This is a genomic window from Pigmentiphaga daeguensis (assembly GCF_039523035.1).
Classification (GTDB): domain Bacteria; phylum Pseudomonadota; class Gammaproteobacteria; order Burkholderiales; family Burkholderiaceae_B; genus Pigmentiphaga; species Pigmentiphaga daeguensis.
Map to the genome: position 1 here is coordinate 1 of NZ_BAAAEN010000044.1, position 24,965 is coordinate 24,965.

At 64.2% G+C, this 24,965-nt stretch carries 28 protein-coding genes and 1 pseudogene; 26 read left to right on the forward strand and 3 right to left on the reverse strand.

Annotated elements, in window-relative coordinates:
• The 26 genes from ABD104_RS29090 to ABD104_RS29215 all read left to right on the forward strand — a co-directional run.
• Positions 1-1,064 (forward strand): DNA cytosine methyltransferase (locus tag ABD104_RS29090; RefSeq protein WP_343928767.1); only part of this gene is annotated, 1,064 nt, incomplete at its 5' end.
• Between the two features lie 245 nt (positions 1,065-1,309).
• Positions 1,310-1,867, forward strand: a complete 558-nt coding sequence (locus tag ABD104_RS29095) for a hypothetical protein (RefSeq protein WP_343928768.1) — start codon at positions 1,310-1,312, stop codon at positions 1,865-1,867.
• 331 nt (positions 1,868-2,198) lie between these two features.
• Positions 2,199-2,411 (forward strand): hypothetical protein, encoded by a 213-nt coding sequence (locus ABD104_RS29100; protein WP_343928769.1) that lies wholly within the window; start codon positions 2,199-2,201, stop codon positions 2,409-2,411.
• A gap of 21 nt (positions 2,412-2,432) precedes the next feature.
• A complete protein-coding gene (locus tag ABD104_RS29105; RefSeq protein ID WP_343928770.1) occupies positions 2,433-2,825 on the forward strand; it encodes a hypothetical protein in 393 nt (130 codons plus the stop codon).
• Positions 2,826-3,034: 209 nt separating this feature from the next.
• Complete coding sequence (locus tag ABD104_RS29110) at positions 3,035-3,772, forward strand: DUF5983 family protein (RefSeq protein ID WP_343928771.1); 738 nt, start codon at positions 3,035-3,037, stop codon at positions 3,770-3,772.
• A 96-nt stretch (positions 3,773-3,868) separates the two neighbouring features.
• On the forward strand, positions 3,869-4,147 hold the full coding sequence (locus ABD104_RS29115; protein ID WP_343928772.1) for a uridylate kinase: 279 nt from the start codon (positions 3,869-3,871) through the stop codon (positions 4,145-4,147).
• A 282-nt stretch (positions 4,148-4,429) separates the two neighbouring features.
• Complete coding sequence (locus tag ABD104_RS29120) at positions 4,430-5,242, forward strand: GTPase (protein ID WP_343928773.1); 813 nt, start codon at positions 4,430-4,432, stop codon at positions 5,240-5,242.
• Positions 5,239-5,457 (forward strand): hypothetical protein, encoded by a 219-nt coding sequence (locus ABD104_RS29125; protein WP_343928774.1) that lies wholly within the window; start codon positions 5,239-5,241, stop codon positions 5,455-5,457. Before ABD104_RS29120 ends, ABD104_RS29125 begins: the two co-directional genes overlap by 4 nt.
• Positions 5,458-5,539: 82 nt before the next feature.
• Positions 5,540-5,893, forward strand: coding sequence for a DUF3085 domain-containing protein (locus ABD104_RS29130; RefSeq protein ID WP_343928775.1), 354 nt, complete (start codon positions 5,540-5,542; stop codon positions 5,891-5,893).
• A gap of 147 nt (positions 5,894-6,040) precedes the next feature.
• Positions 6,041-6,883, forward strand: coding sequence for a phosphoadenosine phosphosulfate reductase domain-containing protein (locus tag ABD104_RS29135; protein ID WP_343928776.1), 843 nt, complete (start codon positions 6,041-6,043; stop codon positions 6,881-6,883).
• The gene (locus ABD104_RS29140) at positions 6,883-7,398 is read left to right on the forward strand and encodes an XF1762 family protein (protein WP_425543365.1); all 516 of its coding nucleotides are present in this window, start codon (positions 6,883-6,885) and stop codon (positions 7,396-7,398) included. Before ABD104_RS29135 ends, ABD104_RS29140 begins: the two co-directional genes overlap by 1 nt.
• A 263-nt stretch (positions 7,399-7,661) precedes the next feature.
• Positions 7,662-8,540 carry a DUF3577 domain-containing protein gene (locus tag ABD104_RS29145; RefSeq protein ID WP_343928777.1) on the forward strand — a complete coding sequence of 293 codons (879 nt, stop codon included), beginning with the start codon at positions 7,662-7,664 and terminating at the stop codon, positions 8,538-8,540.
• Between the two features lie 60 nt (positions 8,541-8,600).
• Complete coding sequence (locus ABD104_RS29150; protein WP_343928778.1) at positions 8,601-9,290, forward strand: DUF3275 family protein; 690 nt, start codon at positions 8,601-8,603, stop codon at positions 9,288-9,290.
• A 94-nt stretch (positions 9,291-9,384) separates the two neighbouring features.
• Entirely contained in the window at positions 9,385-9,708 is a 324-nt protein-coding gene (locus tag ABD104_RS29155) for a hypothetical protein (RefSeq protein ID WP_343928779.1), read from the forward strand.
• A gap of 102 nt (positions 9,709-9,810) precedes the next feature.
• A complete protein-coding gene (locus ABD104_RS29160) occupies positions 9,811-10,218 on the forward strand; it encodes a hypothetical protein (RefSeq protein ID WP_343928780.1) in 408 nt (135 codons plus the stop codon).
• 16 nt (positions 10,219-10,234) lie between these two features.
• Positions 10,235-10,495, forward strand: a complete 261-nt coding sequence (locus ABD104_RS29165) for a hypothetical protein (RefSeq protein WP_343928781.1) — start codon at positions 10,235-10,237, stop codon at positions 10,493-10,495.
• Positions 10,496-10,571: 76 nt separating this feature from the next.
• Positions 10,572-11,222: a hypothetical protein gene (locus ABD104_RS29170; RefSeq protein ID WP_343928782.1), complete on the forward strand. Its 651-nt coding sequence runs from the start codon at positions 10,572-10,574 to the stop codon at positions 11,220-11,222.
• A gap of 77 nt (positions 11,223-11,299) precedes the next feature.
• The gene (locus ABD104_RS29175) at positions 11,300-12,433 is read left to right on the forward strand and encodes a DUF6094 domain-containing protein (protein ID WP_343928794.1); all 1,134 of its coding nucleotides are present in this window, start codon (positions 11,300-11,302) and stop codon (positions 12,431-12,433) included.
• A gap of 116 nt (positions 12,434-12,549) precedes the next feature.
• The gene (locus ABD104_RS29180) at positions 12,550-14,829 is read left to right on the forward strand and encodes a helicase-related protein (RefSeq protein ID WP_343928783.1); all 2,280 of its coding nucleotides are present in this window, start codon (positions 12,550-12,552) and stop codon (positions 14,827-14,829) included.
• A 137-nt stretch (positions 14,830-14,966) separates the two neighbouring features.
• Positions 14,967-15,566, forward strand: coding sequence for a PFGI-1 class ICE element type IV pilus protein PilL2 (pilL2, locus tag ABD104_RS29185; RefSeq protein ID WP_343928784.1), 600 nt, complete (start codon positions 14,967-14,969; stop codon positions 15,564-15,566).
• The gene (locus tag ABD104_RS29190; protein ID WP_343928785.1) at positions 15,563-16,207 is read left to right on the forward strand and encodes a hypothetical protein; all 645 of its coding nucleotides are present in this window, start codon (positions 15,563-15,565) and stop codon (positions 16,205-16,207) included. The genes pilL2 and ABD104_RS29190 overlap by 4 nt, the downstream gene beginning before the upstream one ends.
• Before the next feature lie 14 nt (positions 16,208-16,221).
• Positions 16,222-16,959, forward strand: a complete 738-nt coding sequence (locus ABD104_RS29195; protein ID WP_343928786.1) for a TIGR03759 family integrating conjugative element protein — start codon at positions 16,222-16,224, stop codon at positions 16,957-16,959.
• A complete protein-coding gene (locus ABD104_RS29200; protein WP_343928787.1) occupies positions 16,941-17,552 on the forward strand; it encodes a transglycosylase SLT domain-containing protein in 612 nt (203 codons plus the stop codon). The genes ABD104_RS29195 and ABD104_RS29200 overlap by 19 nt, the downstream gene beginning before the upstream one ends.
• Positions 17,549-18,097 carry an integrating conjugative element protein gene (locus ABD104_RS29205; RefSeq protein ID WP_343928788.1) on the forward strand — a complete coding sequence of 183 codons (549 nt, stop codon included), beginning with the start codon at positions 17,549-17,551 and terminating at the stop codon, positions 18,095-18,097. The genes ABD104_RS29200 and ABD104_RS29205 overlap by 4 nt, the downstream gene beginning before the upstream one ends.
• 4 nt (positions 18,098-18,101) lie before the next feature.
• Positions 18,102-20,288, forward strand: a complete 2,187-nt coding sequence (gene traD, locus ABD104_RS29210; protein WP_343928789.1) for a type IV conjugative transfer system coupling protein TraD — start codon at positions 18,102-18,104, stop codon at positions 20,286-20,288.
• A complete protein-coding gene (locus ABD104_RS29215; RefSeq protein ID WP_343928790.1) occupies positions 20,285-21,034 on the forward strand; it encodes a TIGR03747 family integrating conjugative element membrane protein in 750 nt (249 codons plus the stop codon). Before traD ends, ABD104_RS29215 begins: the two co-directional genes overlap by 4 nt.
• 18 nt (positions 21,035-21,052) lie before the next feature.
• Here the strand turns inward: ABD104_RS29215 and ABD104_RS29220 are convergent, their stop codons facing one another.
• The 3 genes and pseudogenes from ABD104_RS29220 to ABD104_RS29230 all read right to left on the reverse strand — a co-directional run.
• The gene (locus ABD104_RS29220) at positions 21,053-23,125 is read right to left on the reverse strand and encodes an AIPR family protein (RefSeq protein ID WP_343928791.1); all 2,073 of its coding nucleotides are present in this window, start codon (positions 23,123-23,125) and stop codon (positions 21,053-21,055) included.
• The gene (locus tag ABD104_RS29225) at positions 23,125-24,096 is read right to left on the reverse strand and encodes a PD-(D/E)XK motif protein (protein ID WP_343928792.1); all 972 of its coding nucleotides are present in this window, start codon (positions 24,094-24,096) and stop codon (positions 23,125-23,127) included. Before ABD104_RS29225 ends, ABD104_RS29220 begins: the two co-directional genes overlap by 1 nt.
• A pseudogene (locus ABD104_RS29230) lies at positions 24,089-24,965 on the reverse strand (hypothetical protein); the annotation flags it as partial. The gene ABD104_RS29225 and the pseudogene ABD104_RS29230, both read right to left, overlap by 8 nt.

The window sequence follows — 24,965 nt, forward strand, 5'->3', positions numbered from 1 at the left end:
GCCGCCGCATCGCCTGGCGCGTGCTCGACGCTCAATATTTCGGTGTCGCCCAACGCCGCAAGCGTGTGTTTCTTGTGGCAAGTGGTGGAGATGACCTTGATCCCGCAGAAGTACTTTTTGAGCGCGCAGGCCTGCTCGGGGATTCTTGTGCGGGCCGCGCGCCGTGGCAAGAAGCTGCCCGTGTTACTGGACCGGGTGCTGAAGCAGCAGGCGGATACGCAGGATTCGCTGGACTGAAGCAGCCCTACGGCACGGTCACGACGACGTTCGGATTCAGCGGCGGCGCCGGCCCCGTCGATGTGGCGGCATGCCTGATGGCCGCTGGCCCCAAGCACGACATCCGCACCGAGACGTTCATGGTGCAGTCTGTCGCAGGCAGCATCACCCACACCCTCGACACTGCCAACAATGGCAAGGGCAGCAGCGAGGACGGCACCGGCAAAGGCGTTCCGATCATCGCCTTCACCGCCCAGGGCAGCGGCGCGGATGCCACGCTCGACCTGACGCCAACGCTGCGTGCTGGCGGGCATCGCAACAGCCATGCGAACGCCGGAGTCGTGCCCGCCATCGCCTTCGCGCAGAATAACCGCGGTGAAGTGCGCTTCGAGTCCGGCCATGGGCAGGTGGCTTGCACCGTCCTCTCCAATGGCAAGCCGGGCTACGGCGTGCCGATGGTGGCCTGCGTTGCCCTGCGGGGACGGCAGCAGGGTCTTGCCGCCGAGCTGGGCGGCAGCGTAGCGGCCGCACTGCGCACCAGCGGCGGCGGCGCGGACAAGCCACATGTGCTGGCCCCCGACTTCGAGGCGCATTTCCGCTACGACTGGAACGGCCCAGGCCCCGGCGACTGGTCGCACTGGCGGGTGCGTCGGCTGATGCCGGTGGAGTGCGAGCGGCTACAAGGCATGCCCGACGACTACACGCTGATCCCGTACCGCGGCAAGCCCGCCGCCGACGCGCCGCGCTACAAAGCGATCGGCAATTCCATGGCCGTTCCGTGCATGGCGTGGCTGGGCCAGCGCCTGGTGCAGTACCTGCACAAGACGGGCTCGACCGCTTCGGATTGATCGGCGACGCAGCCTGCGGGCCGCGCCATTCTTCCTCCTGCATTGCCGACGTATCGGCGGCAGCCCGCAGCCAGGGTGTCAAGGCTGCCTCGGGTTCCACCCGTGCCACCCGCCAGTTCGCCTCGGCATCTCACCGGCGAACGCTGCCCACCGGGGCATCGATGCCTCTTTTTTCTCCAACCCACGGGATGGCCGCCACGTCCCGTCAGGGGCATGTCGCCACCCGGTTGATTTCAGGACTTCCCATGGAAAACATCACCAAGCAAGACCGCATCACGCTGAAGAACCTCAAGGTGGCCGAGTTCGCCAGCGAGGAAACGATGTGCTTCAGAGCCACCGTCGTGTTCGACGGCACTCCCATCGCCGAGGCCCACAACGACGGGCATGGCGGCTCGACGTTCGTCCGCGCGCTCAATGGCAAGGCGGCGCTGCTGGCTCAGGCCGAAGCCTACGCCAAGGGCCTGCCGCCTGCGCCGCTAGATCTCGGCCAGGAGGGTGAAGACCCTCATTACATCGACATGACGCTCGACTTCCTCGTCGATGAACTGGCCGATGCCATGCACGCCGATCGCAAGGTGCGAGCTGCGTTCAACCGCGACATCGGCAACAAGGTGCTGTTCATCAAGGACGGCAAACTGCTGTTCATCAAGGGCATCAAGCTCACGGCCATCGCCGACCGCAAGGCGTACTTCGCTTCGCTGCGCACCCGGCAGGTCCAACCCATCGTCATCCTTGCCGAGCTTCCGCCCGAGCAGGCATTCGACCTGTGGAAGCAGCACGTCCTGGGCGAGAAGCCCGACTGACCCAGCGCCACCGCACCCTCCTGACAGCCCCGCATTCGATGCGGGGCTTCTTTTTCTCTGCGCCCATCAATCGGGGCTGGGCCGGATGCCGTTTTCCAACTGACGACGCGCGGCCCGCGCACGAAGCTGCCCGCATGTTCGCTGATTCGTCAGCACATGCCAGCAGCCAGGGTTCCAGGCTGCCGCGGGTCTCTCCCGCGTTGCCCACCAGTCCGCATCGCATCAAGTCTGCGGACGTGCGTCTCCGTGACGTCGATGCTTTTTATCAACCGCGTGCGGGAACTGCCATCCCGTGAGGGACGTGGCCCCGCCGTTTCCAAGGAGTCCATCCATGTCCCAGCAAGCCTCTTTCGGCCAATTGGCCTCGACCTACTGCGGCAAGTTCCTGCCGCTCGAAGTCCTGCAAAGCGCCGCCGGTCACTACATCGGCACGCGCGATACCGAAGGCCCCGTTTCGCGGGAGTCCCGCGAGTACTTCCGCAGCCATGCCTCGGCTCAACGTGCCCTCGAAAGAGGCGGCTGGTCCCAGCTCGCCATTCCCTGATCCAACTGGAGGAATCACTTCATGAACCAGCTACTGCCGCGGGAAGTCGTCGATCAGATCATGCGGGAAGATCAGCATTTCGCTGCCGCGCCCCAAGCCTTTTTCGAGGCCTGGAAGCGCGGCGTCGAGATCGCTGGCCACGAATGGTTCGGCGACGGCACCCGTGAAGGCTTGAACCAGGCCAAGAGCAAGTGGGATCTTCGTCCCAACATGCTGCGGCTCAACGACGCCCTTGGCGTCCTGAGCAGCGGGGAACGCATGTTCCTGTCCGCCATGGTCAGCTTCTACAACGCGCGTGAGGGCGGTGCCATGCTCAAGCGCTGCCATTTCTACGGACTGTCGGACTTCGATGGTCTCGATCTGCAACGCCGCAAGGTCATCGCCGACCTGCTGGTGAACTACAACGGTTGGTAAGCCGGTCCCCGGCCCACCACTGTGTCTTCGTTCACTCCCGATCAGGGACATGCGCTCACAAGGCCATGTCCCTCATTTATTTCCCGTCGTTCAGCGCAGTGCTGACACCGTCGTGGTCAGCGTTGTCTGACGCATTTTCCACTTTCAACCCACCGGGTCCAATTCCCGGTGGCGGGAATTGGCTCCATTATTCAATCTGGAGTGTTCCCATGTCCCAGAAACCTAATCCCTTTCTCCGCGGCTACTGGAATCTGAAAATCGTCCGCACGCTGTGCATCAGCTACGACGATGGAAGTCCGCATGTCTGGCGAAACATCCACCCGAGTCAAGAGCACCTCTCCGACGAGGAACTGGTTTCATCGTCCTGCATTGTCACCAGCGATTTCGCGGTGGTCACGAACGGCCCTGAACCCGTGAGCGCCGAGGTACTGGCCGAATGCTATGCCGGTGAAGGCGTCAGCGGCGAAGGCGTGATCGGTGCCGTGGTCTATGCCATCCATGGCGACGACTTCGACGGCCGCCCGGTCCACGTCGGTGACACCTACTCGGCCGAGGCCGCGCGGGAAGTCGTACAGCGCCTGAGTTTCGAGACAGGGTACTTCAGCCGGGCCTGGGAAATCAGCCGCGATCACATCTCCATCGAGACCTGGCACTACCTCGCCAACCTGGCGGACCTCGCCACGCCCGAAGCCTTCCTGTTCATCGCCTTCCGGGTTCCGTACAGCCCGGCGATCGGCATCAAGCTGATCTCCACGCCATGGACGGACGAGAACCTGGAGCATGCCGAGGGCATCACCGCGGAGCAGCTTCGGCAGGAACACCGGAACAAGGACATGCCGGACGACCTGGCAAACATCCTTGAACTGGCTGGCCAGGCCGATGTGCGCATCCTGATCCTCGACGCCGACGCACCCGCGCTGCTGGGCCTGCCACTGGCCGAGTCCTAGCAGCCGCGCTACGCGCCAGCCTTCCTCTTTGTCCCCCCATGCCAGCCCGTCGCCTCGCCAGGAGCCGGGCTGGTCCGTTTTCATAGGAGCAACCTCATGTTCCCCGATCTCATCTCACCCACACGCGACTTCGAGCACCAGCTTGGAGCCTGCGTCAACGCCATGGGCCAGGACGACGCCATCGGCCAGATCCTGGTATTCGAGCGCATGAGCGGCACGCTGTACATGCGCCATATCGCCAGCGCCGACCTGGTGGACACCGACATTGACGACTACGAAATGGTCGTGTTCGACGGTGGCAATACCAGCGGCGACACGTGGAAGCACGTCTTCTTCCCACGTCAGCGCGAGCATTACTTCGTGTACGAAGCCTGACCCATCGCGCCCCTTTCGAGGGGCTTTTTCTTGCCCGCAGTTCAAGAAAGCGGATGCGGCGCGGTGCGGTTTCCTGCGGGCGGGCCGCTCACTCCAAGGCCATCCTTGCCCCATGTTCGTCGGCGTCGCCGACACATGCCCAGGCAGCCGAGACCTTCGAGGCTGCAAGCGCGGGAGACCGTGCTGGTCGTTTCTTCCTACGGACGCATCGCGCCCATCCACCTACAAGGGACCTCTCCCTTGCGGGCGGGGAATCCCTTGTTCTTCCTCAAGGAGATTCCCATGGACCGTTCCCTCATCAAATCCATAATGCCTTCGCTTGTCGCAGGCCATGTGCCCCGCAACGTGCGGTCGTTCAAGTACCGCGTGTTCGATGATCAGCCGCAGTCCTCGACCCTGGGCTTCGCCATCGACCCCAAGCCCTTCGACGGCAAGGTGGTCGCGGCCAACGACGAGGCCATCGTCGTCAAGCTCAAGCCCAGCGAATTCGCTGTGCTCGATCCCCACCTGGTGACCACTGTTCCCAGCGAAGGCGCCAAGGTGCATGTCCAACCGTATGCCCGCCGCCGCTTCGACGGCCTGCGTGCGGACACCCCTGAAGTGATCACCGAAAAGACTTCGGATGGTGTTCCCTACACCATCACCAGGCACATCCTCGGTTCCGCGCCCGCCAAGCTGCCCATCCCCGAGCCGCAATGCATGGAACTGGGCCAGCTCATCCAGCAGTTGGAGGAGATGCCGGCGCCCGACGGGTTCCGGCGCATCACCCACATGCTGGTCGATGCGGGCGCCCGCGACTTCACCTGGGTTGATCCCAAGCCGTCCAAGATCATCGAGACACCGCCGGCGATCAGCTTCACGGTCTCGACCGCGAAGTTCGACGGCCAGGTGACGATCCTCTACGACCGCGGCGGCGACACCTACGTGGTGGAACTGCATCGCGACGGTGAACTGGTCGATCGGCACGACGAGGTGTATTTCGACATGCTCGGTGAAGTGCTGGAGCGGCTCATCGACGACGGGCGCTGGCGCCTGATCGACGTGAGCGTGATCGACGCCAAGGCTCCCCGTCGGCGCCAGGCAGTGCCGGCGTGACGTCCGAGCCGGGCGACTGCTGGGTGGTGTATTCGCCCAACGAGTCCGCCATCAGCGACAGCGCTGGCTTCTGGTCCAACGAGTTCGGCTGGGTCCGGTTCGACCAGGCGACGCGCTTCTCGACGGAAGAGACCGGGAGCTTGCCGCTTCCGACCTCGACCGGCCGTGATGCACGCATCGTTCCCTGGCAGGAAGCCACGCGGCACTACGGCTGAGTCCTCAACCTCCCGCCGACTTGCCCCCACAGGCCTTCCATCCGTTCGGGTGGAGGGCCTTTTTCTTCAGGAGATTTCAACCATGTCACTTCGATTCAAAGGCTCCGACCTGCGTCCCGTGCTGGCCGAGGCCATCGCCAACCAACGTCGCATCGTCCTCGCCAAGGACCAGGGCGTGTACTTCCTCGCCGAGCGCGCCGAGCGCCGCCCGGACGGCCGCGTGAAGCTGCTGGCGTATGCCGTCGGCTGCAACCCGGATACCGACCCGTTCGAGGGTTGGTGGGAACTGGCGCGCATCGAACTGGGCGGCGACGACTTCGGCGAGTTCTTCGACCCGAAGGAAGGCGTCTTCGCACGCATCCTGCACGGCACGGACGATCTGATGCTGTCCGCCACAACGACTCACCTGTCGCTGGAGGCGGTGCCATCGGTGTAGCGCGACTACCAGCGTCCCCTCACGGCCCCCTTCATGGGGGCTTTCCTTTCTCCGCACCGCGGCCATCGACGCGCGTGCGCGTTCGTCTCCGGCCGCCATGGCCCGCCGCGTCGGCTCGCCCGCCGACCTACCCACGGAGACGACCGCATGCACAACCCGTTCAAGATCACCCAACCGACCTGTATCAGCTTTTCGGGCGGGCGTACCAGCGCCTACCTGCTCTGGCGCGTGTTGCAGGCCAATGACGGCCTGCCGACCGACACCGTGGTCTGCTTCGCCAACACCGGCAAGGAAGTGGAAGCGACCCTGCGCTTCGTGCGCGACTGTGCCACGCACTGGCAGGTGCCGATCCACTGGCTGGAGTACCTGCCCACGGAGCCGGGCTTCACGGTGGTGGATTTCGACCGGGCCAGCCGCCAGGGCGAGCCGTTCGAGGCGCTGATCCGCAAGCGCCAGTACCTGCCCAATCCCGTCGCACGGGGCTGCACGACCAGCCTGAAGATCCGCCCGATGCACCGCTACCTGCGGCATCTAGGCTGGACGGACTGGGACCAGATGATCGGCATCCGTGCCGATGAGCAGCGGCGTGTTGCCAAGATTCGCGCGCGCGGCCACTCCACCGAATCGACTCACGAGACCATGTGCATGCCGCTGGCGGAGGCTGGCATCACGGTGCGCGATGTGGGCGCGTTCTGGCAGGCGCAACCGTTCAACCTCGATCTGCTCACCGTGAATGGGCGCACACTCGAAGGCAACTGCGACCTGTGTTTCCTGAAACCACGCGGGCAGCGCTTGGCCCTCATCAAGGCCCGACCAGAGGCCGCCGTGTGGTGGATTCGCATGGAGTCGCTGAACCTGGCGAGCAAGCCCAGCGGCGCCCGGTTCCGCGCCGACGGCCCCAGCTACGCCGACCTGGCGCGCTTCGCCGCCGACCAGGGCGACCTGTTCGACGCCGCCGAGGAACCGATCGCCTGCTTCTGCGGCGACTGATGCGCATGGGCAGTTTGCCGACCCCGCCATCGCTGCAACTGCTGCCGGTGTCCTTGCGCTGTGCCAATGCCTTTGTGGAGGAGCACCACCGACACCACCGGCCGGTTCAGGGGGCGAAGTTCGCCCTGGCGGTCGCGTTGTCCGGCAGCGACCGCATCTGCGGCGTGGCTATCGTCGGTCGTCCGGTCGCCCGCCATCTGGACGACGGCTGGACCCTCGAAGTCACCAGGCTCTGCACCATCGGCGCACCGAACGCCTGCAGCAAGCTCTACGGGGCCGCATGGAAGGCGGCCAAAGCCCTGGGCTACACGCGGCTGATCACCTACACGCTGCCAATGGAAGGTGGTGCCAGCCTGCGCGCCGCCGGCTGGCGGCTGGTCGGCACGCGCGGCGGCGGCGCCTGGAGCCGCCCCAGCCGTCCCCGCGCCGACACGCCCGACCACCTGCGCGGCCCCAAGTGTCTGTGGCAGGCGCCGGACGGCGTGGACAAAGGGAAACGCCCGGATGCCGATTGATTGCTGTCGTGCGCGCGAGGCCTGGCCATGCTGACCCCATGCCTGCTGACGTTGTCAGCGACATGCCAGGCAACCATCGGTCTTCGAGGTTGCGGCGCAGCTCCCGCTGCGTGACCGAGCCAGCTCGCACCGCATCCGTTCGCGAGCGGCCACCAGTCTCTGGTGGCGGATGCTTTCGCCTTATCAACCCATCGCGGGGTTACGCACCTTTCCCCGCATGCGTGGGCCGGTGTGTCTCCGCTTCTTCCCTATGGAGATTCACCATGAACACCACGTCCAACGAGAAATCGTATTTCGACCTCCACACTTCGGGCATCGGCTATATCCAGCGTGCCCGTGAAGTGCCCGTCCGGGGCGGCCGCCGCGCGCAGCCCTTCCTGGCATGCACCATCGCCGCGCTGGTCGGCCCCGCCAGGGACCCCAGCTATCGCTACTTCGATGTCAAGGTCTCGGGTGCCGAGGCCAAGAAGCTGGTCGAGCGCTACATCGGCGTTGACGATCCCAAGCAGCGCCCGCTGGTGCGCTTCCGCCTCGGCGACCTCTGGGGCGATGCATACATCCGCGACAAGGGCGAGCAGAAAGGCCAAGCTGCCGCGTCCCTCAAGGCGCGACTGCTCAAGGCCGAGCCGCTTGACCGGGCCGAACTGGCTTCGATCACGCAGCACGAGCTGATCACCCGCGGCATCGGCTACCTCAGCCGTCCGAAGGACGTCGCCCCCAAGGATGGTGACCCGTTCCTGTCCTGCACCGTCGCCGCGCTGGCCGGACCTGTCGATGAACCGGACTATCGGTACTTCGACACCATCGTCACCACCCCCGAAGCCGAGCACCTGGTTCGCCGGTGCGTGCAGGCCATCGAGGGGGATCGCAAGGTGCTGATCGCCTTCCGTCTGAACGACATGAAGATCGATCCGTACATCCGCACCAAGGGCGAGCGCGCCGGGGAACCGGGAGCGAGCCTGGAATCGACGCTGGTCCACATCGGTCTGATCAAGATCGACGGCACCCAGGTCTATCCGACGAGCCAGGCGCAAGCCGAGGACGCCACCGACACCGCTGCCAATCAGCCTGCCGAGCCCGCTGAGCGCGAGCCCGAAGGTGAAGTGCAGGAACCGGAGCTGGCATTGGCTGCTTCGTTCTGATCCGGCATGGCCCCTCACGGGGCCTTGTCGTTTTTCCTATTCGTCAACAGGAGAACCATCATGGCAGTCACATCGGCGCCCGAGAAATCGGTATCGCCCATCGTCGTCCCCGGCCAGCTCACGCTGCGCACCATCCGCGGCAAGAACGGCCCGTTCACGGTCGGCCGCCTCGCCACGCACCTCGGTGTGTTCGAGGTCAAAGACCCGGAACTGGAGCAGTACCCCGAAGGCAAGTACGACGGGGAATTCATCATCAGGTACATCTTCCCGAAGTCCTACCCGGTCGGCGGCGGCATGCGGTTCGAGATCCGCGCCAGCCTCGACGGGATGACGCTCAACGGCATCGACAAACTGAGCCGCGACGAAGCACGCAGCTTCGCCACGCAGGACGTTGATCCGCTCGATGAAGAGCTGGGGACGCAGCCTGCGGCAGCGCCGGCCAAGCCCGCCAAGACGTCCAGGCCCGCCAAGCCCGCGCCCGTGCAGGCGTCCGCGGACCCGCTGGTCGATACCACGCCCTTCGGCGTGGATGCACCGCCACCCGCTGCGGCCGCTGCCTCTGGCGGCACCGAAGACGGGGACGCCGTGCTGTTCAGTCTGCTGTGGCCGCTGGGCGAAACCGTGCGACTGGATTCGACCATCGACCGCCGCACCCTGCGCGCGCAGGTTGCCCGCCTGCGCGAACTGGGCTACGAGATGAACCCCAAGACGCAGGAGTGGAGCCGCCAGGCCGAACTGCAACCTGCGTGATCGCAGACGCCGCATCCGCGGTGTTCTTCATCCACCCGCCGGGGTTCCTTCCCCATGCGGGGGAGGCTCCGGCTTTCTTCCGGAGGTCTCCATCATGTCCACCATCGCTTGCGATACACCCCGTTCCGCGCTGGACGAAACCGCGTGGCGGGCCGTTTGCATGACGGCCGCCGAGCATGCACAGCGTGGTTGCGGCCTGTCCTGGGATCACTGGGTCACGCTTTTCAGTTCGGAGATCGACGCGCAAGCCAGTCGGTTGCCGGAAAGCCAGCGCGCTCATGCGCTGGAAATCGCCACCCAGGAATGGGATTACGCAACACCTGCCGAACGGCAGGAAACCCAGGACTGGAATGCCGCAAACGGCTATTGCTCGCATGGCATCGAACTGGGCTGCTGCCCGGCCGGATGCGGTTCATAGGCCGCACTGGGATTGATCGCCGCACACGCGGCATTCCACCACCCGCTGGGGGTTCTTCCCCGCGGGGGAGGCCTCCGGCTCTACTTTTTCAGGAGGCCTCTCATGGGCTGGTATTTCTCTCACCAATCGCGGTCCGAGCTGATCGCGGAACTGATCGCACCGCAAGAGACCGAGCGCGCAAGCGCGAAAGTCATCGCCCACACACTGCGCGGCAACGTGCTGTGGTCCGTGGTCGAAATGACCGCCAAAGTCGAAGGCGTGCATCGTGATCTCGCACCGGGCCAGTCCCTGCGCTACATCCGCGGCGATCTGCTGGAACGCAGCGGCGGCGAATGGGGCTACAAGCCGCTGGAAGAGTCCATGCATCCGTACCACTACTCGTGCCCGCTGTCCTATCTGGACCTAGCACCGGAGCAGTCCGCCGACTGGCGTGCAGGCGTTCGCGCCTACCACGCACGGCGTCGCACCCCCACGGCTTCCGCGGCGCCCGCCGCGACGCTGATGGTCTGAGCCAGGAGGAACCGACATGGACTTGATCCTGGCTTCGCTCACGCCCTCGCTGCTGGCACTCGTTGAAGGCAGTTTGTCCAACGACGAAGTGTCCTCCGACGAGGAGATGCTGGCGTACTTCATCGACAACGGCCTCACCGAGGACCAGGCACGGCAGGCACTGACCTACCGCGACCAGTACCTCAACAACATCTACCTGGACGGCTTCACGCCGATTACCGCGGTGGATCAGGCACTTCACTTCAACCCGCACACCCGGCAGTTCGAGCCGGACTGAGCGTTTTTCTTTCACCCCCTGGGGCAGTACTTGCCCCAGCGGGCGGTGCTGTTCCCGTTCATCCGAGGACACCACCATGCCCACAAACACTTCTTCCACCACGCTGTACCGCATCGACGAATGCCTGGACGTGATGGCCGACGCTTGCGTCGGCGATGACCAGGGCAACCTGATCTTCCTGTCGATCTGGGCGCGGGACACCGCCGTCCAGCAGTTCCTCGCTCGCCTGACCCTCGGGCGCGACGAGCAGGGACTGGACCAGTTCCACGTCATCACCGACCAGGGCGGCAGCGTCCCGGTCTTCATCGGCAACGTCGATCGCCTGGAAAAGCGCATGACGCGCGCCTACCGGAGAACGCTGTTCGGTTCGCTGTCCAACGTGTGGCTGTTCGACCGCCGCTGCGTCAGGCCCGACAAGGCCAACGCCAGCGCACTGGCATTGCTGCCACGCGACAGTATCCACCGGCTTGACCGCCTGTGGACGCTGGTGCGGGACACCTGCCCGTTGCCGCTGCTCGACCACTGGCGCGAGACCGTGCTGGAACTGTTGCAAACCCGCGAGATGCTGGCTCGCCTTCCGTTCGCCCTCGGGCCGCTGGAAGGTCATCGGCTCGCCATCGACGTGCCGGCGCTGACCCTGGCGCTGGGCTCCCTGATCCGCAGTGACGTACTCACCGCCTATCCCTATCCGGCCAAGATTTGGACGCCGGAAGCGGTAGCGGCTTGACCCACCCGCGAGGACGCCGGAAGCGGTAGCGGCTTGACCCACCCGCGAGAGCACGCCAAGGCGTGCTTTCGCCCTTCATCCCCGCCAACCAGGAGACTTCCATGGCCCTCATGTTCCCGCGGCTCGCCCGCAATTTCGCCAAGAACGGTTACTACCCGACCGACGAACCCACGCTCGAAAGAGCCCTCAACGCACTGATGCCCAGCGACGGGCCGATGTGCATCCTTGATCCCTGCGCCGGCGAAGGCGTGGCGATCGCCGAGGCCGCCCACGCTCTCGGGCGCGAGCATGCCAAGGCGTTTGCCGTCGAGTTCGACGCGGAGCGGGCACGCCATGCCCGCGGCTTGGTCGATCACTGCCTGCACGCGGACCTGATGGACACGATGATCTCCAAGCAGTCCTTCGGACTGCTCTGGCTCAACCCACCGTATGGCGACCTGTCCAAGGACGTCAACGGCAACATCGGCTATCAGGGCCGGGGCCGTGCCCGCCTCGAAAAGCTGTTCTATCAGCGCAGTTTGTCGTTGCTGCAATACGGCGGCGTGCTGGTCTTCATCGTCCCCAGCTACGTGCTCGACGCGGAGCTGGTCGGCTGGCTGACGCGCCACTACACGGACCTGCGGATCTACCGAGCGGTGGAAACGCAGTTCAAGCAGGTGGTGATTTTCGGCCGCAGGGTGCGTCAGCGTGAGCTGGCACCCGATGGTCTCAAGGCCGTGCGCAATCTGCTGCTGCAGGTCGGGCTTGGCGAAGTCGAAGCCGAGGAGCTGCCGAGCGAATGGCCGTTCCTGCCGTACATCGTCCCCGCCAGTCCGGCCGAGCCGGAGCATTTCTTCCGCGTGACGATGGAGCCTGAGCAGTTCGCCGATGAGGTTGGCAGGCTGCAAGGCCTCTGGCCATCGCTGGACACGCACCTGGGGGCCGCGCAGCAGTCGCTGCGTCCACCGGCGCGTGCCTTGTCCCACTGGCATCTCGCCCTGGCTCTGGCCGCGGGCGCGATCTCGGGGGTTGTGCGCTCCAAGACCGGGCGCGCGCTCGTCGTCAAGGGGGACACCCACAAGGAGAAAACCCTCCAGCAGGAGTTCACCGAACGCGACGACGGCTCCATCGCCGAGACCCGCATCCTCACCGACAAGTTCGTTCCTGTCATCCGCGCGTGGGACATGACGCCTGGCTCCGCTACGCGGGGCGAGGTGTTGACCATCCGCTGATCGCTTTTCACCACCGACGGTTCGCCGTCTCTCCGTCTCTCCGTCTCTTCTCCCACCACGGGGCATGCCATCGCCCTGTTGGGGGGTGCATGCCCCATTTTCTTTGGAGCATCACCATGTCCCTCGATCTCGAAAACACCACCGCCGAAGCCACGTCCGTACAGGGCGAACTGCTCGACGCGGAATCTTCCCCTCTGACCCTGAGCCTTCAGGATTTCGTCGGCGAGTTCGGCGACGAACTGCTCGACGCCCTTAACAGCGCCAACCCGCCGGTCTATTCCGGCCAGCCGCAGGCGCACCGGCAACTTGTCGTCGCCAGCCTCAAGCGCAAGCTGTTTCAGGCCCAGGCCGAAGTCGTCCATGCCGCCGCCGAACTGCTGATCGACCGTGGCGAACGCGCCGCGATCGTGAACGGTGAAATGGGTTGCGGCAAGACGACCGTCGGCATTGCCACGGCCGCCGTGCTCAACGCCGAAGGCTACCGCCGCACCCTGGTTCTCTCGCCACCGCATCTTGTTTACAAGTGGCGGCGCGAGATCCAGGAGACGGTGGCCAACGCCAAGGTCTGGGTGCTCAATGGCCCGGATACGCTCGTCAAGCTCATCAAGCTGCGGGAGCAGTTAGGTGTGCAGCCCACGGGCCAGGAGTTCTTTGTCCTGGGCCGCGTCAGGATGCGGATGGGGTTCCATTGGAAGCCTGTCTTCACCCAGCGGCGCACCCGCCACGGCGACGTGGCAGCGTGCCCTGACTGCGGCACGGTCATCACCGACCTCGACGGCGAGCCGGTCAACCCGGTCGCGCTCGAAGCCGAGGAGTACCGCAGGAAGTGCGGTCATTGCGCCGCGCCCCTGTGGACGCTGATTCGTCCACGCAGCATGGCCGGCAGCGACCAGTCCTCGGCCGTACTCAAAGCCTTGAAGCGCATCCCGACCATCGGGGAAGTCACTGCGCAGAAGCTGATGCAGAAGTTCGGCGACGGGTTCCTGGCATCGATGCTGGGCGACAACATCCACGAGTTCATCAACCTCATGGACGCCAACGGCGAGCTGGTGTTTTCCGACCGTCAGGCCACGCGCATGGAGCGTGCGATGGCCAACATGGAGTTCGGCTTCGGCGAGGGCGGTTACCAACCGTCCGAGTTCATCAAGCGCTACCTGCCGCAAGGCACGTTCGACCTGCTCATCGCCGACGAGGCCCACGAGTACAAGAACGGTGGCAGCGCCCAGGGCCAGGCCATGGGCGTGCTGGCGGCGAAGGCTCGCAAGACCTTGCTGCTGACCGGCACATTGATGGGCGGCTACGGCGACGACCTGTTCTACCTGCTGTTCCGAGCCTTGCCCAGGCGGATGATCGAAGACGGCTACCGCCCGACCACGAGCGGAAGCATGACCTCGGCCGCGATGGCGTTCATGCGTGATCACGGTGTCTTGAAGGACATCTATTCCGAGAGCACCGGCACGGCGCACAAGACGGCCAAGGGCACCAAGGTATCGGTGCGCACGGTCAAGGCCCCGGGTTTCGGCCCCAAGGGCGTGCTGCGCTGCATCCTGCCGTTCACGATCTTCCTCAAGCTCCGAGACATCGGTGGCAACGTCCTGCCGCCGTATGACGAGGAGTTCCGCGAAGTCGCGATGGACACGGCGCAAGCCGCGGCCTACCGCGATCTGGCGGGTCGGCTGACCGCGGAGCTGAAACAGGCTCTGGCGCGACGCGACACGACCTTGCTGGGTGTAGTCCTCAACGTGCTGCTCGCCTGGCCGGATTGCTGCTTTCGATCGGAAACCGTGGTCCATCCGCGCACGCGCAACACCCTGGCGTTTGTCCCGGCTCAGTTCAACGAGTTCGAGATCAGCCCCAAGGAGCGTGAGCTGATCGACATCTGCAAAGAGGAGAAGGCACAGGGCCGCAAGGTCCTGGCCTACACGGTCTATACCGGCACGCGCGACACCACGTCGCGCCTGAAGGTGCTGCTGGAGCAGGAAGGTTTTCGGGTGGCAGTGCTGCGCGCAAGCGTGGATGCCAGCCGTCGCGAGGACTGGATCGCCGAGCAACTGGACCGTGGCATCGACGTGTTCATCACCAATCCCGAATTGGTCAAGACGGGGTTGGACCTGTTGGACTTCCCGACGATCGTGTTCATGCAGTCGGGCTACAACGTGTATTCGCTCCAGCAGGCGGCACGCCGCTCCTGGCGCATCGGGCAGAAACAGCCCGTGCGCGTGATCTACCTCGGCTACGCCGGTTCGTCGCAGATAACCTGCCTGGAACTGATGGCCAAGAAGATCATGGTCTCGCAGTCCACCTCGGGCGACGTGCCAGAGTCCGGGCTCGATGTCCTGAACCAGGACGGTGATTCCGTCGAGGTCGCCCTCGCAAGGCAACTTGTGATGGCGTGATCCTTTCCACTTACGGCCCTTCGGGGCCGTTTTTTTTCCCCTCCCGGTAAATCGGGCGCTGCGTGGTTCGCATTGTTTGCTGCCGCTCGTGGCCCGAGCGGCGATGGTGAGGGCTCGATGTTTTAGGACGCCGAGCTATGCGCCCCTCTCCACCCTGGTTTCACCATCCCGAACGCCGCCTGCTGGCGGGATTTCTCGGCCTACTGTGGTCGGTGCTGGCCGGTGGCTGCGCGACGACGACTGCGCCGGTCGCGCTCGACACCATCGAGGAAGTCTCGGCCGCGCCCGAACCCGAAGCGCCCGAGTACATCCCGGTCGTGCGCTACGCTCGCTACACACTGGTCGAACTGGCACCCATGGCAGCGCAGCGCGACCTGCTGTTGCAGACCATCGACGTGTCCATGCCCGAGGATGCCCGCGCCACGGTCGGGGATGGGCTGCGGCACGTACTCAAACGCAGCGGCTACGGCCTGTGCCAGACCGCGCATGCCGTGATCGAACTGTACGCACTGCCGCTGCCGGCGGCGCACCTGCATCTCGGTCCCATGACCTTGCGCGATGCACTGCTCACCCTGGCTGGGCCGGCCTGGGAACTGCACGCGGATGACCGCGCACGACAGATTTGCTTCGACCGGCCCGGCGACCGCGTGGCCGTCGAACCCACGCCCGAGCCGAGCGCCGCCGATGCAGTGCAAACCTTCCCGCTGATGCCTTCCATTCCAGGAGGCCAGCCATGAATGCTCCGCAACCTTCGCGGCGCCCGACCGCCGCCGTGGTGGCGCAAAGCCTGCTCTGGCTCTGGCTGATCGGCCTCAGCGTCATCGTGGCGCTCGGCTACCTGGCGATGCGCGACCAAACCGCCCAGGACCGGCTGGATTCACGCCTGCAACGCCTGGAAGCGCAGGCGACTGGCCTGGCCGAGACGATCGAGGCTATCCAGCAGCGTCCTGCCGTCGCAACGGCCGCTGACCTCAAAGATACCCGCCAAATCCTGGAAGCACGCGCCGCCCAGGTGGAGAAGTCGCTGAACGGCTATGCCGCCGCCGACGATCTTCAGGCACTGCGCGCGGAGATCGAGCAGATCAAGACACGCCAGACCGCCGCGCGTGCCGCAGCGCCCGTCCAAGCACGCGCACCAAGCAAGCCCGCCGCCTCCAAGGCCGAACCGCCGCCACTGCCGTTCCGCGTCGTCGGCGCCGAACTGCGCGCCGGCCAGCGCAGCGTGTCCGTCGCGCCGACAGCCGGGGACCTCACATCCGACCAGCTTCAGGTGCTGCTGCCCGGTGATGCGGTCGGCCCATGGCGTTTGCAGGCGGTCGAGGGCAACACCGCGGTGTTCCAGGCCGGCGACCAGACGCGCCGCGTGGCGATCCCCTGACCGGAGCACACCCCATGAAGCCGTCGATCCTCCTTTCTGCGTTCGTGCTGGCGTCGGTGCAGTGGCCTGCCTGGGCGCAGCAGCCCCCCACAGCCCCCGCGCGCACTGCACAGAGCCAGGAGCGCCCGCTGGCCGCCCGCGTGCTGGACGACCGGGTGGCAAGCGAATGGGGCCTGCAACCGCAGGAATGGGCACGCTACCGCGAGTTGATGGACGGGCCGCTGGGCATCTACTCGCCCAATCTGGACCCGCTGTCTGCCCTGGGCATCGAGGCGCGCACCGACGAAGAAAGGCGGCGCTACGCGGAGCTGCAGGTGCAGGTCGAGGCGCGCCGCGTCGAGAAGCTGCTCGCCTACCAGCGCGCCTACGACGTGGCCTGGCAGCGCCTGAACCCCGGCATGCAACGCGTGAACCTGCCCGACGACAAGCCGGGCGCCGGCACACCCACCAATCCTTTGCGCGGCAGCGGCCGCATGGCGGTGTTCGTCAAGGACGGCTGCGCGTCCTGCGGGCAGCTCGTGCAGCGCCTGCAATCCTCGGGCGCCGAGTTCGACCTGTACATGGTCGGCAGCCGCCAGGATGACGCACGCATCCGCGACTGGGCCAAGCGCGCACAGATCGACCCGGCGCGCGTGCGCAGCGGCAGCATCACGCTCAACCACGATGGCGGCCACTGGCTATCGCTGGGCCTGCCCGGTGATCTGCCCGCGGTCGTGCGCAAGGTGAACGGCCAATGGCAGCGCCAGCCGTAGCCGCCTCCGTATCGCAGTTCTTGCGCGCACTGGTGCTCGCCCCTGGCCTGTGCGCCTTCGCTGCCCATGCCCAAGAGGTTCCGCCACCGGCCTACCAGCTTGCCGCCCAGCGCGCAGGCATCCCCTCGACGGTGCTCTACGCCGTGGCCTTGCAGGAGAGTGGCATCCGGCGAGGCGGGGGTAAGGGGCGCATCATCCCGTGGCCGTGGTCGCTCAACATCGCCGGCCAGTCGCGCCGCTTCGCCACGCGCGCCGATGCCTGCTCGGGCCTGCAGCAGGCGATGCGCTCCACGCCGCACACGCGCATCGACACGGGCCTGGGCCAGATCAATCTCGGCTACCACAAGCACCGCTTCACCAGCGCGTGCGACCTGCTGGACCCGTACCGCAACCTCGCCATCGCCGCCGAGATCCTGAAGGAACAGCACACCCCCGGCGAGGACTGGCTGCTGGCGATCGGCCGCTACCACCGTCCCGCAGGCGGCGAGCCCGCCGCCCGCTATCGGCGCAGCGTGTCCCGCCACCTTGCCCGCGTGCAGGGCACGCGCCCAACCGCCGCGGTCCTCGCCGCGCGCCAGGAGACCTCCCGATGACGAAACCCCATCCGGCCCATCTCGCCTTAAAGGGCCTGCTCGTGCTGCTGGCAGGCCTGCCGCTGGCCGCGCGTGCCGGCGAGCCGCTGATCGTCGTCGAAGATCGCGGCGGCACGTCGGCGCTGCCGTACTACGAGGCCCTGAACCTCCAGCCGCGCGCCAACGCGCCGGCCCGGCCACCCATCCCGAAGCCCCAGGTTCCTGCCACACCAGCGGACGAAGCCGCGATGCTGCCGGTGCGCAGCGCCAAGCTCACGCCCGGCACCGTCGCACGCCGCGTGATCGAAGCGCCCGGCCTGCGGCCGTTCGTGGTCATCGGCGACGACGAGGCTTCCCGGGCCTGGTTGCAGCGCCGCGCCGCCGCTTTGCGTGACCGCGGCGCGGTCGGCCTGGTGGTCAACGTCGAGACCGTGCAGGGCCTGGCGCGGCTGCGCGCCCTGGTGCCGGGCGTGCCGCTCGCCCCCGTGGCCGGCGACGACCTGGCCGATCGCCTGGGCTTGCGGCACTACCCGGCGCTGATCACGGCCACCGGCATCGAGCAATGAAGCCATGTCGGGGAAACAGCCGGTCGAGGTGTTGCTACGCCCAGCGGTGGAGCTATACACCGTCGCGGCGTGTGCAGGCGCCGCGTTCCTGTGCCTGGTGGCCCCATGGTCGCTTGCGCTGAGCCCGTCGATGGGCGTCGGCAGCGCGCTGGCGTTCGGTGCCTACGGCGCGATCCGCTATCGCGATGCCCGCGTCATCCTGCGCTACCGGCGCAACATCCGCCGCCTGCCGCGGTACGTGATGACGAGCAAGGATGTGCCGGTCAGTCAACAGCGGCTGTTCGTGGGGCGCGGGTTTCTCTGGGAGCAGAAGCACACCCACAGGCTCACGCAGACCTATAGGCCCGAGTTTCGCCGCTACGTCGAGCCGACACCAGCCTACCGGCTGGCGCGGCGCCTGGAAGAGCAACTGGAGTTCGCACCGTTCCCGCTCTCGCGCCTGGCGAAACTCACGGGCTGGGACGTGCCTTTCAACCCGGTGCGGCCGCTGCCGCCGGTGGGCGGGCTGCCGCGGCTGCATGGCATCGAACCCGACGAGGTGGACGTCAGCCTGCCGCTGGGCGAGCGCGTCGGGCACTCGCTGGTGCTGGGCACCACGCGCGTGGGCAAGACGCGGCTGGCCGAGTTGTTCGTCACGCAGGACATCCGCCGCAGGAACGCCGCGGGCGAGCACGAGGTCGTCATCGTCATCGACCCCAAAGGGGACGCCGACCTGCTCAAGCGGATGTACGTCGAGGCCCTGCGCGCGGGCCGTGAGGGCGAGTTTTATGTCTTCCACCTGGGCTGGCCGGACATTTCCGCGCGCTACAACGCCGTGGGCCGCTTTGGACGCATCAGCGAAGTGGCGACCCGCGTTGCAGGACAGCTCTCAGGTGAAGGCAACTCAGCCGCCTTCCGGGAGTTCGCGTGGCGGTTCGTGAACATCATCGCGCGCGCCCTGGTGGAACTGGGTCAGCGCCCGGACTACATGCTGATCCAGCGGCACGTCATCAACATCGACGCGTTATTCATCGAGTACGCCCAGCACTACTTCGCCAAGACCGAGCCCAAGGCCTGGGAGGTGATCGTCCAGATCGAGGCCAAGCTCAACGAGAAAAACATTCCCAGGAACATGATCGGCCGCGAGAAGCGCGTGGTCGCGCTGGAGCAGTACCTCTCCCAGGCGCGCAACTACGACCCGGTGCTCGACGGCCTGCGCTCGGCGGTGCGCTATGACAAGACCTATTTCGACAAGATCGTCGCATCGCTGCTGCCGCTGCTGGAGAAGCTCACCAGCGGCAAGATCGCTCAGTTGTTGGCCCCGAACTATTCGGATCTCAACGATCCCAGGCCGATCTTCGATTGGATGCAGGTCATCCGGAAGCGCGCCGTGGTCTATGTGGGCCTGGATGCGCTGTCCGATGCCGAGGTCGCCGCGGCGGTCGGCAATTCGATGTTCAGCGATCTCGTTTCGGTCGCGGGGCACATCTACAAGCACGGAATCGACGATGGCCTGCCGGGCGCATCGGCTGGCGCGCGCGTGCCGATCAACGTCCATGCGGATGAATTCAACGAACTCATGGGCGACGAGTTCATTCCGCTGATCAACAAAGGCGGTGGCGCCGGGCTGCAAGTCACCGCGTACACGCAGACCCTCTCGGACATCGAGGCCCGCATCGGCAACCGCGCGAAGGCCGGTCAGGTGATCGGCAACTTCAACAACCTGTTCATGCTGCGCGTGCGCGAGACGGCCACCGCCGAACTGCTGACCCGGCAATTGCCGAAGGTCGAGGTCTATACCACCACCATCGTCAGCGGCGCGACCGACAGCTCGGACATTCGCGGGGCGACGGATTTCACCAGCAACACGCAGGACCGCATCAGCATGTCGAGCGTGCCGATGATCGAGCCGTCGCATGTCGTCGGCCTGCCCAAAGGCCAATGCTTCGCGCTGCTGCAGGGCGGTCAGCTCTGGAAGGTCAGGATGCCGCTGCCGGCCCCCGACCCAGATGAGGTCATGCCGCAGGATCTGCAACAACTCGCGGGCTACATGCGCCAAAGCTACAGCGAGGCCACGCAGTGGTGGGAGTTCACCAGCTCCCCGGCCTTGCAGGACACGGCCTTGCCCGCTGACCTGCTCGATGAGGTGGCCACCGCCGACGCTCCTGCCTCCGGCGCGGGCGACATGGCCAGAGACGAGGCCGCACCATGAGCGATGCCGCCGGCACCACACGAAGGGAGCAAGGCCGTCGCCAGGGTCTGGTCATCGGCACGATCACGCTGCCTTTTCGGCTGCTTGGGGTACTGATCGGCTCGCTGCTGTTCTCCATCGTCATGGAGTGCGTGGGCATGCACCTGTTCTGGGAGGATCAAAGCTGGCGGCACTCCCAGCAGATGCTGCAGTACGAACTGGGGCACCTGTCCAACCACTTTACGCGCAGCGTGGTCGTGCAGGAACCAGGGCGCACGGCGCACGAGTTGGTGGATACCGGCTACGAATGGGTCTTCGTGCGTTCGGGGCTGCTGGAGCGCATGAGCCAGACCGCCGAGCGCGCCCGTGCGCCGAGCCACGGGCAGACGCGAAACTTCCGCTACTTCATCAGCCAGGTCTACGTCTGGACCGAGAGCTACCTGATCGCCGCGGCCTTCACGACGCTGACCTTCCTTGTGCGCCTGCTGGTTCTGGTGCTCGCATTGCCGCTGATCTTCACTGCGGCGTTCGTTGGCCTGATCGACGGCCTGGTGAGGCGTGACGTGCGCCGGTTCGGCGCGGGCCGCGAGTCCGGCTTCATCTATCACCGCGCGAAAGCGAGCCTGATGCCGTTGGCCGTGCTGCCGTGGGTCACGTACCTGGCGCTACCGATCTCGGTGCATCCGCTGCTGATCCTACTGCCCAGCGCAGCGTTGCTGGGACTGGCCGTGAGCATGACCGCGGGCAGCTTCAAGAAGTATCTTTGAACAGAAGTGCATTGATCATCACTCTATCAATGTCACTCCTTCCAGACGACCCTTCTCTATGACCTCCAGCAGGACCGCACACTGCTTCTCGGTTGGAATTTTGAGAGGAATCTGCATGGCGATCTTGAGCACGCCCATTTCCTTCGGTGTGAGAACTCCTTTTTCCAGAAGTGTCTTGTTCAGGCGAGTCCAATCGGCAGACGGAATCGCCAATACTTTCTTCTGAGCTTCGATCCCGTCGTCGATCTTCTGTGTCTTCCTTGCGCTTCGCTCGGTCTGCACTTGTTCATCGAGCGATACCAGTTGATCGAAGAATCCGGAATCCAGACTCGCAGCGATGACGTCCGATTTGGCCTGAATGCGTGTCCAGCATCCCTCCCGCTTGCACCATTCTGATATGTTCGAAATGCCAAGGGGAGGATCGATTATGTCCTCATTCACCAGGGATGCGGCAGAAGCAATCGCGGCCTCCAGAATTGGATCCACCTTCTGCGCCTTCCATATGGCCATGAAGTCGATCGCCTCGTTCCTGCGCCGTGCGATCTCACCAAGCACGGCAAGTGCATAAGCCACAATGTTGGCTCGATATCCGCCGTTGTACCAGGGCTGCGCGGAAACGATGCGTTCCGTGGCTCGGAAAACCATTCCACGAGCGACAGCCCTCTTGAAGTAAAACTCGTTGAAGGTATCGGAAGATTTTTCCCACTCGCTTCCGATGCGCTTGGCGTACTGCGCGAAGTTCTTCTGCGAACCAAGGTTTACCCAGCGAGGATGCTCGTCCCAGACGTTCTCGAATTTTGCGAGATCGGTCTTTGTGAACATCTGGGGCTTGGGATGTTCGGCCTTGAAGCGACGCTGTTCTGCCGGCGTGAGCTTCGACTGCGCATCGGCATACTGACCACGTGCGCGCTCGTAGAACCAGCGCGTCTCGCGGGTTGCCCCCTTCTGTGCCGGCGCCCAGATGCGCCGGGAAAAGTCTTCCATTCGAACATGGAACGGATGATTCGAGAAGAAGTCAGCAGCATTCACCCTGTTCTGGGTATTGGCGTATTCCGATATCTTCGGCACGACCATCTCGCTTTGCTGGCTGTCGATGACGGAGAGCTTCATCTGGACGAATATCTGGGAAAGATCCGCCTTGTCCCGTTTCCGCGTGTGGAACAGCGATGCCGTGGTCTGCCCACCATTGACGATCTGAAGGTCGACAACCCTCGTGATCACCAGACCAGAATCCGTCGTTTCAGTTTCGATGCGCTGTGCAGTGGCGGTGATCCCATTGTTGTAGGCAAAGAACATCTCCGGTTCATTCAGGATGGTTGCCCGGATTCCCTTGTTCACACTGCCACGGGCCTGCAGGAACGTGCGGACGTTCTGCTCAAGCAGGCGTGCTCCGAATTTTCCGTACAGGGTCGCCAGAAAATCCGCAGGCATGACCATGAGGAAGGACTGATACGCATCAGATCCCAGATGAGCAGGAAGGCTGGCGATGCCCTTGCCGAACACCTGCACGAAGTCCAGATCGAGCGGCTCCTTGTGACTTCGAGAGCTGCGCTGACGATGAAGTCGCGAGATATCCCATACGTGATAGCTGGCAGGAATGCCTGCAACTTCTCCTTCTGGAAGGCTCTGCACTGTCCCACTGAGCGTGCGCTCGGAGAGAAGAATCAGGTTGAGTGAGCTGATGCCGCCCCTGCGGTCCGCAATCTGTTTGGCGAGACCATACTCGGGCGAAGTGACCTCAAGATCGACCGCAAGATCCCTGTCGATACTTGCTTCAAAGAACTTGGACAGACGTTTGAAAGTCGCTTCAAGCTCTGTCCTTGTCAGGGAAGCCAGTTCGGTACGGAAATCAAAATCAGCGACAAAAAGATCGAGGTTCCCTTCGTCATTGAACCAGTATCCATCTACCCGCATGCCGCCCTGTGGCAGACGATAGTGACACAGCTCGAACCCCTCGGTGAAGCCTGTTTCGACAAGTTCGTCAGCAACGGTTTCCATGAACTCATCAAGCTGAAACCGGCCATTAGCTTCGGCACCTGAGAGGAGTTCCTGCCGAAAGTCATGGAAGAATTCCTCAGCTGTCTGTTCCATCAATCTTCTCCAAAGACGATCGCCTCGTCACACTGATGTAAGGCAATCGCTTCCAGCCTGATGTCGTAGGCAACCTTGGCAATCCCAGTCGGAAGTTCAGATCGGATCAAACACGGAAAGTCGCCATGAACACGATATCCCTGAACGTCGCGCACAACAAAACAAGGGGAGTCATATTCGGCGAGCGGTGCATAACCCACATCTGCCAGCTTACTCATGAGCTGCTCAATCGCCTCAGCATCCGTCAACTCTCCTGAAATCAGTGCCACAACACCGTTCAACGACAATGCCTCCTCGGAATCAGGCCTGTCTATTAGGCGTAGCGTCAGTAGGAATAGCTCATCGGCAAGCGATTCAAGCTGGTCTTCGGACGAAATACGGACTGCGCTACGCTCTCGTCCTGAGAGCGACTTCACCTCGATGGCGCGATTGCCAAAAATGAAATCCTGATGGGATTCGTCCGGCCCGCACCATGCGTCGACCGCTGCCGTCTGGGTGAGCGTGTGCTGGTAGAGCTTGCGCAGGACGTGTAGTTCACCGAACAGTCCCCGAACTTCTGCAGGAGAAAGGAGCCGGGCGTTCCGGCCAGCCAGAAATGCTTTCCAACGTTTAAGATGGGCAAGCGCCACTGAAAGCGCCGTGGCGGAATCGGCGACATCCTTCAAGCTGCCGATCAGCGTTTCGCAAAGGCCAAGGAATAGGTCGCTGTCGATATGACGAGCGAGCGTGAGGACAAGCCGCTGCCCCCCGTCAGTATCGCCATTGCGCAGATCGACCCCGATCCCATGCAGGGCTACTGTATCCCGGCGAAAATGCGCAGCATGGTCTCCTTGCAACTCCACGATCAGCAGGCACTGTGCGCCCGTGTCACGACCCCAGTAAATGGAAACTCCGCTTGTCCCGGCGACACGCACGACGGTGAAATCTGCAGCCGGAGTCGGAATGTTGTCCCATGGCACAGACCTACTCATCGTCATAATCCTCGTCGGCATCAGGATCGTCGTCCATCGAGCCGTATTGCTCCATCCAAACCTTGTTCGCGACGACCTCGATCTCGACGCCATAAAGACCAGTGGGGTAGCTCAAACCCCATGCGGGTACGCGATGGCCTGCAAACTTATCGTTATCGGTCGGCTCCAAGACATGCAGCATCAGCAGCGGCTTGTCCCGTACCACGCGGTAGTGGATGTCTGACGGCTTCTTTGATTTACTCTTGGAATCTTCGGCAGCAAGGGCTTCCGCAGCAATCACTTGGTCCTTGCTGAGGCCCAGTTTTTCATCGCCGCGGCTGGCGACGCGATATCCGGACACACGCCATTTTTCTGCAGTCGCATCCTCCGCCCGACGCTCCTGAGCACCGAGACGAAACCTGTCAGGATCGCCCGCTCCTTTGGAGATCAGAAGCACATCGCCCTTCGGGTACCTGTCTGAAATCGCTTTAAGATACTCAACGGCCGATATCTTTTTCTGTCGTGCATCCTTGTGTGATTTGAAGCGCAGCAGGAACTCATCGATCTTCTCGACATCGACACCGGAAATGAACCATCCCTTGTCGGTTTCGCTGATGTCCCCGCCAAACCCTGCCCGCCAGTATTCCTCGATGAGCGCTTCATTGCCCGCGCTGATCTTCGGATCAAGCGGAAGGTCGTAACTTTCGACGAGGATGCCCGTGAAATTCTGATTGAGGACGACTTTCTCGCCGCTCCGCATCTTGTTGGTTGCTGTGACCAGCAGCGGACTGTCTGAATCGCACCGAGTTTTGAGGAGGCTCCAACCTTTGAGAAAATGGAGCCATGAGCAAGAACAACAAATTTTCGCCTGAAGTCCGTGAGCGTGCCGT